The following is a 13,675-nucleotide window of genomic DNA, read 5'->3' as shown; positions in this document are numbered from 1 at the left end:
GAGGCAGGACGAATTCTGAATTTGCTCCCACTTCATCATGCAGACTCAATTGACGTATCGCAGACCATTTATGTTATAATCATAATTCTACCCAAAACCATAATCTGGTTCTGACCAAAAATACTTCCCCATCAACGACTCAACAGGAAGCCCGCAATCATGACATCCTCCTCAGATACCACCCGTCGCGATTTTTTGAAAACCTCCGTTGCAGCCGCGTCCGCTTTCGCCGCACCGGCATTCGTCCGCGGACAGAATTTGAACTCGCAATTGCAGTTTGCGGGCATTGGCACCGACGGCAAAGGGTATTCCGACATCAAGCTCATCGCCAGCCACGACAAAGTGAAATGCGTCGCCTTTTGCGATGTCGATCTGTCGCGGACAGCAAAAGTCAAGCCTTTGGCCCCTGACGCTCCCGTCTACCAGGACTACAAAGCGATGCTGGATGAATTGGGTGATAAAATTGATGCCGTCTCGGTTTCCACTCCCGACCATACTCATGCCATCATCAGCATCGATGCGATGCAACGCGGGAAGCACGTTTACTGCCAGAAACCGCTGACGCGCACGGTCTGGGAAGCTCGCCAGATGCGACTGCAGGCAAAAAAAACGGGTGTCATCACGCGGATGGGAAATCAGATCCATTCGCACTCCGCTTATCGTACTGGAGTCAAAGCGATTCAGGATGGTGTTATCGGGAAAGTGACGGCCGTGCATTCCTGGGTCGGCACCACCGGGCATGGACGCAGCGGTTTACTCGACCGGCCTAAGGTAAATGAACCGGTACCAAAAACGCTCGACTGGAACCTCTGGATCAGCGTGGCCCCCATGCGTCCTTACGGCGGAAACCGGGTCTACCATCCCTTTACGTGGCGAGACTGGCAGGACTTCGGCTCCGGAGCCATCGGCGATTTCGGTTGCCATCTACTCGACCCGGTGTATACGGCCCTCAAAATTACGGGCGACCCGATTAGTGTGCACTCGGAGCACACTGGCATGAATGATGAAGTCTGGCCCGCCCAGGAAACGATCAAATACATCATCCCCGGCACACAGTATACGGCTGGTCGCAGCCTGCCGATTACCTGGTACGATGGCGGACGGCGGCCAAGTAACGGAATCGCCAAACTTTTACCCGGCCAGACCCTGCCGGGCGGAGGCTCAATTTTCGTCGGTCAAAAAGGCAACATGATTCTGCCCCATGTCGGCCAGCCGTTCGTCAATATCGAAGGTGTTTCAATCGAACCGGTGCCAAGTCTCGACCATTATCACGGCTGGGTCGATGGTTGCCTGTCCGGAAAACAGCCCAGCGACGGGTTTGAATACGGAGGCCATCTGACCGAAGCCGTGCAGTTAGGAAATGTGGCCGCGTACTTCCCGGGCGAAACCCTCGAATTCGATGGCAAAGCGCTCAAAATCACGAACAACTCGGAGGCCAACAAATACTTGACGCGGGACTACCGCACTGGCTTCGAAATCGCTTCGATTTAGACTCCGATTTTCCTCTAGATAGAAAACGCCTGGTATGCAGTTTTTTGATATGCGCCGTTTTGCAGTTTTGCTGGCAATTCTGTCTGGGACGAGCGCCGTGCTGGCTGCCGATGCGGAGTTGGCGAAGCTGATCACAGTTCCCGCAGGCTGGAAGGGGGAGCAGATTCCGCTGCCCCCTTCCTTTGCCAGGGAAATGCAGTTCAAAGGGATCGAAGAAGCCCGGTTTTCGCCGGGCATGTTTCAGGAGAAATCGAACACGTTTTTCTCCTACTTCTTCGTATTTAAAATCGATCCCGGCACCGAACTGACACAAAAAAACATCGAACGCGAGTTACTCAAGTATTATCAGGGGCTGTCTCGAACCATCTTCAACAGCCGAAAAAAGAAAATCGATACCAGCGGGTTTACCTGCAAACTGACCAAAGCCACGCCGGTCGATCCACAGCAGATTTATCCCCCCGGGCTTACAGAATATTCAGCAACGGTCCAATGGACGGAACCGTTTGTCACCCAGAAGCAGCAATCCCTGAATCTGATCATCCAGACCTGGACGGACAAAACAACCGGGCACGGCTATCTGTTCGCCTGTGTTTCGCCGCAGGATTTGAAAGCCAATATCTGGCAGTCGATGCGAAACATTCGCACCACTTTTTACCGCAATCTGCAGAAGTAACTCTTCTCGATGAAGACTGCTCACCGCTCCCCGGTACCGTAAAGCTGATACGCATTTCAGATGGATTTCGGATAGCCTGCTGATTCTTGAAACTCGCAGTGATTGCCCAGAAATCTGTCACGACATAGCGGACAATTTCACGCGAGTTCTCGACACTTTTGTGCCGTGATATGCCGATGATCTCTTCCCACTGTTGGCATGATAATCGTTGTTTGGATTTGCTGAATCGGACAGGAGTTTAGCACCGTCCTGGCTCATTTGTTGTAAGAATGAAAGAAGTGAAATCAGTGGAACCAGCGAAGGGATACAAAAATGAGTGACTAGCTGAGTATGTCCAGGATCGGTTTGCCTCGATCAATTTCCAGGCGTTTTCTGCCGGGGATGTCGAGCCGGGTGGGATCGAGACCTAGCAGGTGATATAGAGTGGCATGAATGTCGGTGACATAGTGCGGCGCTTCGACGGCATGAAAGCCGAGTTCATCGGTTGCTCCATGGACGTAACCGCGTTTAATGCCAGCACCAGCAAACCAGATGGTGAAACCGTGAGGATGATGATCACGCCCGCTGGGCATTTTGGTATTTCCCCGGGTTTCCACCGCAGGGGTACGGCCGAACTCCGTGCAGAAGACGACGACGGTGTCATCGAGCATTCCGCGGCGTTTGAGGTCTTTGAGCAGGCCGGCAACCGGCTTGTCGACGCGTTTGCAGGACCGGGTGTGATTTTCCTTGAGTTTCTGATGCGAGTCCCATTCACCATAGCCACTCAGATACACCTGGGTAAACCGGACGCCCCGTTCCGCCAGGCGACGTGCGGCCAGCAGGCGTTTTCCGTAGATTGAGGTTTCTTTTTCATCAATGCCGTACAGACGCTGTGTTTCTTTTGTCTCCGTGTCGAGATTCAGGGCCTCGGGTACGGAACGCTGCATGCGGAACGCGAGTTCGTACGAGTTGATCCGGGCCCGGAGTTTTTCGTCGTGCGGGTACTCGACTGACGAAATGCGATTGAGTTCATTGATCAGTGCGTACTGATTGGCCTGTTCTTTTTCGAGGACCGTCTGGGGACGCGCACCAAACGGGAGCGGATTGTTGGGGTCGAGTGAAAATTCCACACCCATGTATTTAGGCCCCAGGTAATCGGGGCTGAAGTTTTCTTTGACGCGTGTGTCGGTATATGAGCCCAGAAAGACATATTCCGGCAGATTCTGATTCAGGCTGCCCAGACCGTAACTCAGCCACGAACCGACGACCGGTTGTTTCTGGTCCAGCTTGTGACGCCCGTGATGAATCTGGAACTCGGCGGCGTGGTCATTATCGGTCGTATACATCGAACGGACAAACGAGATGTCATCGACACAGGTTGCCAGATGGGGCCACCAGTCGGTGATCTCGATTCCGGACTCCCCCTGTTTGCGAAAGCCGACCTGCATCGGCATGATTTTGTCATGCTCGCGTTTGACTTTCACCACAGACCGAGCCCGCTCCTGGTAACGCGGATCCTGAAACGGGTCAGGATAGACAGTATCGGCGTACGTCTTGCCGCCGTATTTATTCAACTCCGGTTTCGGGTCAAAAGTCTCCATCTGGCTGTAACCACCGGAGAGAAAGATCCAGATCACCGACTTGGCTCGCGGTGTGAAATGCGGACCCTGGGTGTCCGCTCCCGAACTTGTACTGGCGGCCTGCCCGGAGCGTTCACGGTTCAGCAGCATGCTCAAGGCCATACCGGTGGCCCCGAAGCCCAGGTCGGAGAGGAACGTTCTACGCTGGATCTGGCCGCAGGGGGGATGCATGGTCGTCAGGTCTGATGGCATGGTTTCGTCCTGTCTGTATGGTTTGCAGACGCGGTTTTAACGGATGGTGACAAAATCATTATGGTTGAACAGCGCCTGCACCAGGCTTTCCCGGGCGCGGGCAGCTGGATCGGCAGCGGGTTGTTCAAAGGGCTTGTTATTCTTGGGCGGTTTCTGGTCTGTCGTTTGAGAGTCAGCTTTCTGGAACAGTGACTGTTGCTGTTCCAGAAAACGGAGTGCGGCAGTCTGCTCCCGCTGGTTGGGGGCGCGAGCGAGTATCAGTTCAAATGTATTCCTGATGAAATCTAGTTTCTGTTCAGACGGACTTTTCCCTGTGAGTTGTGCCTGTTCCGACCAGAGATTCGCAGCGATCCTGCGGCCTTGTTTGAGTGCCAGCTGGCTGTTGGTCAAAGCGAGTGCCTGCTGGGGCCGGACCGTGGTCTGCCTGCGGTAACAGTCGGTGGAACTGGGCCCGTCAAACAGGGCCAGGAATTCCATTTTCGCTTCGCCGTGATAGGAATAGTAGAGACTGCGGCGGTTGGTTGTGAGTCCCTGGTCCTGTTCCAGTTCCTGTCCGAACATCGTCGCATCGAGGTCATCGGCGAGATAAAACAGGCTGTCACGAACGACTTCCGCTTCCATTCTGCGCAGGGGGAATTTCCAGAGCAGTCGATTGTCGCGGTCTGCGGCCAGATTCGCATGTCCGGCTTCGACTCCCTTCGAACTTCGCTGATAAGCGTCGCTGCTGAGAATGAGTCGATGAATGTGTTTCATTTTCCAGTCATGTGCCATGAGTTCCGCAGCGAGCCAGTCAATGAGCTGCGGATGCGTTGGCTGGGCGCCGCTGCGTCCAAAGTTATAGACGGAATCGACCAGTGGTTGTCCGAAGTGTCGCATCCAGATGTGATTGACAGCAACCCGGGCTGTAAGCGGATTGTCTGGGCTGGTAATCCACTGCGCCAGGGCGGCTCGCCTCCCGGAACTCTGTTGGGGGAAGATCCGGCTCAGGGGAGCGAAGTCGTTCGACTGTGCATCCCGTGGTTTTTCAGCAGCCACCAGCGCGGTCCGGGCCTGCGTGAGCTGTTGTTGTGCATCCTGAATCTGTTTGCTGCGTGTTATCTCTGTCTCGGGGAGCAGTTGAGCGGAGTGCAGTTTTAATGCGGCGGCTGCGACCTGCTGCTGAGAAGCATTTCGTTTCGCCTTCCATTCCGCCTGACAGGCAGCACGCGCCAGGGAATCGGCCTCCGGTGACTCGTCGATGTGACGGGCGCGGGCAGCGTCGACACGAGCCTGGTACTGCACGAGTTCGGCTCGGGCCGCTTCTAAGTCCGCTTGCAGCAAGTCCCGCTTCAGCTGAACCAGAGTCTGCTGCTGGCGGGCTGCGCTGATTTTCTGCTGCCACTGTTGTTCCTCGGGGGAGAGCGGTTTTTGGAGCGTGATTTTCGAAGTCGCATTCCCTTTACTGAACCGCGTGAGGATCCAGTCGGTCGCGCTCGTGACATCTGCGCCCTCGGAGTAGTCTGGAAATTCAAAATCGAACCGGTTGAGTTCCCGGCCTCCCGGTTCCAGAAAGACGATGTGATCAAATTCTGCGCGGCTGCCGGCGTGGGCGTCGAGGAAGAGACCGCGGTTGACACTGTTGGCCGGATTCCAGCCATTGAGGGCAATCGGCGTCTCTTTGATGATGAGGGATTGATCCTGGCTGCGGGTGACCGTCAGCAGGGCGATGTCTTTTGAGGGCTGCAGCTTGAGGTGGACTTGCAGATCCACTGGCATCGCCTCGGTCGGGAAAGAACCGATGCTGGCGACATTTGTGGTGCCGGGGGCATAAGTCAGAATGTTCCCCGCCTCGAAAGCGACATACAGATTAGTCCTCCCGGCGGTCAGGTCGTTCGAGAGTTGAAAATTCACCATCTTGTCGGCGTGGAGTGTCAGCTGAAAGTGAATGTTCAGTTGCTCAGGCAGTTCGTTCCAGCCCGTCAGTTCGCGGGCGAGCGCGCGCCGACCCTCTCCACCGGTCAACTGCAGTGTCTGCTGGCTGGACGGGCTGTCCGCGGTTCGTTGAGACTCCTGCCAGGCTCTGTACTCTACCAGCAGCTTGGTCTGTGTTTGCTCATGTTTCTTAAGCTGTTGTTCGAGCCTGGTAGACTCCGCGTCCCATTTCTGCTGTGCCTGCTGTAAAGCCGTCGTTCTCTGTTGTGTTTCCTCCTCGATCACAAACGGTTTGAGTCCGGGATACCAGGCGGTCGCCGGCAGCTTGACCGGTTGGATCTGAATTTCATCGCCGCCCAGGAACTGAATCGTACCGGCTTCGATGGGGGGCTTGTCTTTGACGATGTTCTGTTCCAGGCCACCGGTATAAAACCGGGCGAGAGCTTCGGGGTGTCGATCGTAGATGCGGACCATGCCGGTGCGAACCGGTCCATTGCGCACACTCAGTTTATAATCGGGAAAGGGACCCGGATCGGCTTCGCCGGGGACCCGATCGTGTCTCAGGTCGATTGGTTCAAACAGGGACCGAAAGGCGAAGTATTCTTCCTGGCTGATCGGATCATATTTATGATCGTGGCATTCGCAGCAGTTCATGGTCAGTCCCAGAAACGCTTTGGCCGTATGTTCGACGTTGTCCTTGAGCCAGGTATGGTAGTTCCAGCGGTAAAAATTCCGAACGATGAATCCGGTGGCGACCAGATTCTCCCGGTCGTTGGGGGCAAGTTCGTCTGCTGCCAGCATCTGACGGACCATCACGTCATATGCTTTGTCTTCATTGAGTGAGCGAATAATCCAGTCGCGCCACCGCCAGGTCAGGGAATAGCTGTTGGTCATGTCTTTCGCGCCCCGTCTGCCGTACCAGTCGCTGTAACGCCAGACGTCCATCCAGTGACGTCCCCAGCGTTCGCCGTATTGCGGGCGGCTGAGCAGGTCGTCAATTACGCGCTGCCAGGCATCGGGGCGGGTGTCGTTCAGAAAAGCAGAGAGTTCTGACGGGCGGGGAGGCAGACCGATCAGATCCAGATAGAGTCGACGAAGCCGGGTCGCTTTGTCCGCCTGGGGTTGTGGAGTCAGTCCGACTTCCAACTGACGGGCCAGTAGAAAAGCGTCGATAGGATTTTGCGAGGGAGTATTGGTCTGTGGTACGGCAGGACGTTTGACTGGTTGAAAGGCCCAGTGTTCTGTAGGCGCTGGTTCGGGAGAATCGTTGGCTGGAAAATGTGCTCCCTGATCGATCCAGGTGCGGATCAAGGCGACCTCTTCAGGAGTCAGTTTGCGTCCCTGTCCCTCCGGCGGCATGGCGAAATCCGGATCTTCGCCGATCACCTGAAAGAGCAGACTCTCTGCGGAATTCCCCGGGACAACGGCCTTACCGATTTCGCCTCCCTTGAGAATGAATTTCCCCGCATCAAGGCGTAAGGCTGATTCCTGTTTCAGCACGCCATGACAGGCGAAACAGTGGGCCTTGAGCAGGGGTTTGATCTGTTGTGTGTAGTCAACGGGGACGGGAGGTGTTTCCGCCTGAAGCGGGAGAGAGACACACAGACTGACGCAACAGGACACGAAGAGGGTAGGCCATTGCATGGGAGATCTCCACAGTGCAGATGAGGCTGGTCTCAGGGCGAGTTTCTTAATTTATTTTATATTTTGCTGAGTTCAATCTCCAGACTGGAATCCGAATACCTGAAAATTATTGGAGAACTGTTTTTTGGTGGTGAAACACGTTTGACGGTTATAGAGGACGAGCGGTTAAAAGCGGATGCCCGAGTGCAAAAGCAGAGTATTATCGATCTTGATGTCTGCTGCCTGATGTTCCCGTTCAAACTTGCGACTGAAGACATAACCCGCTTCGATCAGATAGCTGACGCCCGGGGTTTGAAATCGTCCGGGAGTGCGGGGAGGCGTAGACTCCCAGCCGACGACCAGACGCCATTCGCGGTAATTCAGACGCTCTGGTGAACCATCTCGGAGATTGAAGGCCCAGTTTCCGCCGGACATGCCCACGCCGAAATAGGCTCACTGCTATTGAACCGGCGTGAATCAAAGAAAAATGCTCTCTCTGATGATTGGCTTGCTTGTAGCGGCTCTATGTCTTGGGCGCGTCTGTGGCACAACGCGATGGTACTTCAGTTGTGAAAAGACTTTACAAATAGGCAGTGGGAATGGTTATTTTTGATTAATTCTGAATAGTTTAACTGCTACGGCTTTGCTGGTAATCGCAAGTACTATGAATTTAGTATGTTACGTCGAAAAATAATCGCAAGACAACGTAAAGCCGTTGCTGCTATTGATTTACAGGGTGTTCCTGTAACATGTTGCTATTTCAGGAGATAGGGTATACTTGAGGGCCAGGAGGTCCCCATGCAGACCCCCTTGACAGAGGGAATATAAGTCTTTTCCCTTTCCCTGCTTATAGATACATTTCCGACGAATAATAATTCGCCGATACATGGAGAGATGCTACATCGTATTTTTGATGTGTCTTGCATCTTTTCCTGGTTCAGGATGTTGTCGGTGAGATTCGATATGAAATCGGCAAAGGAGGGCCGAACCATGGAGATTTCAAACAATTTAGCTATCGAGCCGATGAAACGGAGCACAGAGGTTCCAGAGGCTGGCTCGAATCAGGGGAATCACCGTCTGTCGATGGTGATACCGGCCTACAACGAAGAGGACACTATCCGGCAGGCGATTAGCGAAGCAGCCACAGCCCTGGGCGGAATGCTTGCCGAGTATGAAATCCTCATCGTGGACGATGGCTCCGCCGACCGGACGGCAGAAATCGTGCTCGAAGAATCGGTTACCAATCCGTGTGTGCGGTTGATCAAGCAACCGCGGAACATGGGATACGGGGCGGCGCTCCGGGCGGGTTTTCAAGCCGCGCGGTTTGAGTTGGTGTCCTTCACCGATGCCGACTGCCAGTTTGAGTTAAGCGATCTGGAATACATGCTGCCCCTGGCTGATCAGTTTGATATTGTGTCGGGTTATCGCATTGATCGCAAAGATCCTGCCAGGCGGCGGTTTTTCTCCTGGGGGTATAATACTCTCATCCAGCTGCTGATCGGCACTGGAATTCGTGACATCGATTGCGCGTTGAAGATTTATCATCGGGATACGCTCCAGCAGTTTCTACCAGAGGCGAACAACTTTTTCGCCAACACCGAAATGTTCTGCAAGGCCCGCAGACAGGATTTATCGGTAGTGGATGTGGGAGTTCGCCATCGTCCCCGGGCGGCGGGGGAAAGCAAAGTTTCGCTGTGGGACATTCCCGAAACGCTCAAAACCCTGTTACCGTTCTGGTGGACGCAAGTGGTGTTCAGCGCAGAAAAGCCGGCTGCGTCAGAGTCCAACCGGCATTTCTGGCTGGCGTTTATGCTGCTCGTGGTGGTTGCGGGAACACTCCTGTTACCGAATCTGTCGTATCCTCTGATTGAGCCGGATGAAGGCCGCTATGCGGAAATCCCCCGTGAAATGATTGCCCGCGGGGACTGGATCGTGCCCACGCTCCGATTCAAGCCCTATCTGGATAAACCGCCCTTGTTTTATTGGCTTTGCGCGGTCAGTTACAAGCTCTTCGGTCCCACCGATCAGGCAGCCCGACTCGTGCCCGCCGCCTCGGCCTTTTTGACGGTACTGCTCACGTTTGTGTTCGGTGCGCGGATGCTAAACACCCGGTCGGCGTTCCTGGGAGCGCTGATAATGTGTTTGTCGCTGGGGTTCGTGATTTGCGGACGGTTTCTGATTCTCGACAGCCTGCTCGCGCTGGTGGTCACGCTTTCGCTGTTTCTGGCGTATGAAGCGGTGGCGAGCGGACGTTTTCGCTGGTCATGGTGGATCGCCTCGGCGGTAGCTTGCGGATTGGGATTCTTGACGAAAGGTCCCGTTGCATTGCTGCTTCTGGCGCCGCCGGTAGTCGTGTATTGCTGGCTGAGCCGATTGAAGAGTCGACCGGGATTCGGCGCCTGGCTGGTTTATCTCCTGACGGCGTGTGCAGTGGCGGCCCCCTGGTATGTCGCTGTCAGCCTGCGTGAGCCGGGTTTTGTGCATCATTTCTTCTGGGTACATAACTTCGGCCGGTTTCTGTATTCGGTGAACCACCCACAGCCATTCTGGTTTTATGTCCCGGTGCTGCTTCTGGCCTGGATGCCCTGGGGATTACTCCTGGTGCCATTGGCTGTCTATCTCCTGAAGCGGTCGAAGGAACTCCGTGCGACTCGCTTTCTGGGGTTGGGGTTTCTTGCGCTGTGGGCTGTCTGGTGTGTGATGTTCTTCTCAGTCTCCAAGGGCAAACTGCCGACTTACATCCTTCCGGCCTGGCCCGCGATCGCGTTGGCGCTCGGACACTTTCTGGCAACGATGGGGGCTTTGTCGCCGCGGTGGCTTCCCGAATGGAACTTCCTGCATTCGCGGTTTCAGAACGGCCTGTTGGCGTTGTGTTTTGTGAGCGTCGTCGCCTGTTCGGTGACTTATCTCCTGCGGTTGGATGAACCGTTCGAGGCCAGCTATGAATCGATCCTCTGGATCGCCGCGCTCGTGGGGGCCTGGGTGTTACGCAAACGCTGGTCACCGCAGCATCTGTTCGGCGTGTTTGCCCTCACGGCATTTGTCATGGTTTTCCAGACGACTCAGGACTGGTTTCCCGCGTGGGGGCAGGTTCATACGGTGCTTCCGGCCTCTTCCCCATTGCGGGAGCAGATGATGCACAGCCCCGCCGAAGTGATCTGTTGCGGTAAGACCTGGGATTCGGTTCCGTTTTACCTGCAGCGAAATGACATTACCTACATGCCAAATCACGACCTGGATCAGTTGGCGGAACACATCGACCGACAACAGGGCGCCTACTTGTTTCTGGAAAACGATGTCGAGGCCGAAAAGCGGTATCGGATAGGCTTTGAGAATTCGGCGGTCCAGACTCTCTGGAAAACACCGAAGGTTACGATCATCTATCTGCAGCAGCGAAAAGCCTCTCCCGCCGTCGCGGCACTCGAAACGGCGACCGACGGTCGGCAAGGAGCCCCGCTCCGAACCGCCGAGGCGGATTCACGAGCGACCGCCATTGTCGCGGGAGCTGTGGATCGTGAGTTTTATCAGCCAGTCGGTGGACTGCCGTTTTTGCCGCCTGACCAGGGCGAAGCTGTTTACCCAGCTACTGGCGCTTTGTGGTTTGTTCCACGACAGGCAGGGAATTGACGGGATGTTTCTGAGAGGCACACCACTCAATTTGCTTTGGGGCGTTGCTGTTGGCGTCTGGCCACTTCTGGATTTCCGCACATTGGTTGTCTCTTTCTGGTGACGGCTGGGTTCTAGAACATAACAGGCGATGGTCATGTTGGCCTCCCAGAAGTGATTGACTCATGGTAGACCACTTGACCTGGACTGTCACGTAGGGTGAAGTCTCTATGTCATGGTTTTGCGCGACTGCATAGGTCGAAAAAAAAACGATTTCCAGGTAGAGTTAAGACCTGATTCTACCTAATTGTCAGTCCACGCCCCATGAGGAAACCAATCTATGGCATTTCCCAATACAACGCTCGTGCCATCTGGCGGTCAGATTCTCGCTCACATCTTTGAGAATCGGCACACAGGGTTGGCACGCGGCTTATTCTGGTCGATATCGATAAAATTCGAGCCAATCAGTTATGGTGGTGATGAATACTCTTGCTCAATGATGTGCGAATGGATTCCGTGGCGGCTTCGCAACTGGCTCGAACTCGACGGTCGCCGGTTATCCGTGGATTACGGTGAAGAGGGTATTGAGTCATCGTTCTATCTGACGGAGCATGACATCGGCACGCATACAGAGCTTGCTCTGCGACACCAAAGCGAGAATCTGTTCGAGACACAGGTGAAGATGGTCGTTGATTTTTACGGGTTTCACAACGGCGACGAGAACCCGCAAATGCAAATCGACGCCACTGTCGCTCTCCCGTTTCTCGGAGTGTTGGTCATCCCCGACAACTTGTTCCCGAAACCAACGACCGAACAAGAACTGAGAGATGTTGCTGCCGATTTCATCGACTTGACATCATTTCGTAGCTCCGAGCCCTGGATGACTCATGGTTCGATCTTTCCGCCGAAATTCTAACCATTGCTGAGGTTCAGATCGGTAAGATTGAGTCCTTGATTTAGAAACGGGAACCATTCTTGATCCAGCGGAAGTTCAAACATATCAGCTTTGATAAAGGAGCTTCGGTCTGATCCATCGATGATTCATCGAATTTCTCCCCTGGAGCTGGTAGATTATAAAGGTAATCCAGATTCATTAAACAATCGTAAAATTGTCGCAGATCAACAAGCTGGAATCGACAAGGTACCCATTGCTCGTTTGAGTCTTCATGGTGATGCAGTTCTAAGCAGGTTCCACAAGCAGGTTCGCGATGGTTTCATTGATGATGGAACGAAATCATCATCGTTCAAGGCAAAAGGCACAACGCGCGGCAAGGAGCATTGCTCGTGAGTTTGGAAGACTTAAAAATCTATCACTGGAATTTAACACTCGAGTACTTAGAAATGTATCCGGTCTGGGGGGCATTCGATGATGATGATTCAGAGATTATTCGTCCTGTTACTGCAGCTGATCCATTTACGATGGACTGTGACCCCTTAACAATCAAGTCAGATTTTAAAACACCTGATGGTTTAGTAATGTTGGGATGTATTTTATGCGATTGTGAAGATGCTGAGGTTAATATGGTGGAAATATTTTTTGCTGGCAATCGCTTTCCCTTCTCGACTTCTGTAGCTGATCTCCAAAAACAGACATTACAAAGGCTGCAGAATTCAATTCGCCATTCTGAGGACCCGATATTTCCTCTGTATTACCAAACACACACCCTTGGCCCTGACGGGAAAAAGATTGAAGGTTATTTTTCACAATTTTAGTGAATGCTTTTGACGTGCCCCCCTTAACCGTATCCAGAACCTGCTGTCCTGGTCAGGATTCTGGACCAATTGAGGATGAGGCAAACATGCCCACCACGCGTCATTCATCCGAAAAGATGATTTCGAAGCTCCGGGAAGTCGCAGTCCATCTCGCCCAGGGGATGACGATTTCCCTGATGTGTAAAAAACTGGGAATTATCAGAGACAGGTTCAAATGGCAAAGACTTATTTGATGAAGTTCGTAACTGATTTGAGAGGGCGCCTGGATTGTATTGGTGGTCTTCCATCTCATTTACCTGATTCGTTTCCTGCTGGACCAAATGGAGAAGAGCTGGCATTTTTAGCCCAATTTGAATGCATCACCCCTAGACTGGAAATACCTGGTATTAAATTGATTCAAATTTACCAGGATCCAGTCGGGGAACCCTGGCCCCATGCTGTTACACTCGGTCATGATGCAAGAGAAAATATTGAGCAAGCAGGCTCAGGCATCCTGATTTGTCGCGTTATGAAATCATATGGAATGAATATGAGGAACCTGTAGAACCATGCGATTGGGAGGGAGTAGAAGCACTTTCAGAGAGTGAGGAAGGAATTCTTCAATCTGCGAAAGCAGGTGGTTTATGTTACTTGGATTCCACGATTAATTCCGATGAACAATTTTTACTTCAATTACCCGAGGGAGATTTGTCGACAAACAAGCGGATTTTTGGTGGACTCACACTACTTGTCGTACTTAATTCCAATGGTGAAGTGGAAGCTCTTTTAGGTTACTGTAACATCTCTTCTGTAAATTATCTGTGTGGCGGAGTGGTGCTTGTTATTTGAGCGTAGCGAAAATAACAAG

10 protein-coding genes are annotated in these 13,675 nt (G+C 53.3%); 7 read left to right on the top strand and 3 right to left on the bottom strand.

The window, feature by feature from the left end; all coding sequences use genetic code 11:
- Positions 1–159 precede the first annotated feature (159 nt).
- Together Enr10x_RS13960 and Enr10x_RS13955 are read left to right on the top strand one after the other, a co-directional pair.
- Positions 160–1,491, top strand: a complete 1,332-nt coding sequence (locus tag Enr10x_RS13960) for a Gfo/Idh/MocA family protein (protein ID WP_145450069.1) — start codon at positions 160–162, stop codon at positions 1,489–1,491.
- 49 nt (positions 1,492–1,540) lie between these two features.
- Positions 1,541–2,164: a hypothetical protein gene (locus tag Enr10x_RS13955; protein WP_145450066.1), complete on the top strand. Its 624-nt coding sequence runs from the start codon at positions 1,541–1,543 to the stop codon at positions 2,162–2,164.
- A gap of 320 nt (positions 2,165–2,484) precedes the next feature.
- On the opposite strand, the gene Enr10x_RS13950 is transcribed toward Enr10x_RS13955, so the two are convergent.
- The 3 genes from Enr10x_RS13950 to Enr10x_RS13940 all read right to left on the bottom strand — a co-directional run bounded on the left by Enr10x_RS13950 (position 2,485) and on the right by Enr10x_RS13940 (position 7,944).
- On the bottom strand, positions 2,485–3,975 hold the full coding sequence (locus tag Enr10x_RS13950) for a DUF1501 domain-containing protein (RefSeq protein WP_145450063.1): 1,491 nt from the start codon (positions 3,973–3,975) through the stop codon (positions 2,485–2,487).
- A 36-nt stretch (positions 3,976–4,011) separates the two neighbouring features.
- Complete coding sequence (locus Enr10x_RS13945) at positions 4,012–7,530, bottom strand: PSD1 and planctomycete cytochrome C domain-containing protein (RefSeq protein ID WP_145450060.1); 3,519 nt, start codon at positions 7,528–7,530, stop codon at positions 4,012–4,014.
- A 165-nt stretch (positions 7,531–7,695) separates the two neighbouring features.
- Positions 7,696–7,944 (bottom strand): hypothetical protein, encoded by a 249-nt coding sequence (locus tag Enr10x_RS13940; protein WP_145450058.1) that lies wholly within the window; start codon positions 7,942–7,944, stop codon positions 7,696–7,698.
- A 555-nt stretch (positions 7,945–8,499) separates the two neighbouring features.
- On the opposite strand from Enr10x_RS13940, the gene Enr10x_RS13935 reads away from it, so the two are divergent.
- From Enr10x_RS13935 to Enr10x_RS13915, 5 genes are all read left to right on the top strand, one after another.
- On the top strand, positions 8,500–11,136 hold the full coding sequence (locus Enr10x_RS13935; RefSeq protein WP_197997607.1) for a glycosyltransferase: 2,637 nt from the start codon (positions 8,500–8,502) through the stop codon (positions 11,134–11,136).
- Positions 11,137–11,455: 319 nt separating this feature from the next.
- Positions 11,456–12,031, top strand: coding sequence for a hypothetical protein (locus Enr10x_RS13930; RefSeq protein ID WP_145450051.1), 576 nt, complete (start codon positions 11,456–11,458; stop codon positions 12,029–12,031).
- Positions 12,032–12,151: 120 nt separating this feature from the next.
- On the top strand, positions 12,152–12,403 hold the full coding sequence (locus Enr10x_RS13925; RefSeq protein WP_145450048.1) for a hypothetical protein: 252 nt from the start codon (positions 12,152–12,154) through the stop codon (positions 12,401–12,403).
- A complete protein-coding gene (locus tag Enr10x_RS13920; RefSeq protein WP_145450045.1) occupies positions 12,400–12,828 on the top strand; it encodes a hypothetical protein in 429 nt (142 codons plus the stop codon). The genes Enr10x_RS13925 and Enr10x_RS13920 overlap by 4 nt, the downstream gene beginning before the upstream one ends.
- A 498-nt stretch (positions 12,829–13,326) precedes the next feature.
- The gene (locus Enr10x_RS13915) at positions 13,327–13,656 is read left to right on the top strand and encodes a hypothetical protein (protein WP_145450041.1); all 330 of its coding nucleotides are present in this window, start codon (positions 13,327–13,329) and stop codon (positions 13,654–13,656) included.
- Positions 13,657–13,675: the final 19 nt, after the last annotated feature.

It is taken from the genome of Gimesia panareensis (assembly GCF_007748155.1).
Classification (GTDB): domain Bacteria; phylum Planctomycetota; class Planctomycetia; order Planctomycetales; family Planctomycetaceae; genus Gimesia; species Gimesia panareensis.
The sequence above is the reverse complement of the archived record's forward strand: the minus strand, read 5'-3'. Positions and strand labels throughout refer to the sequence as shown.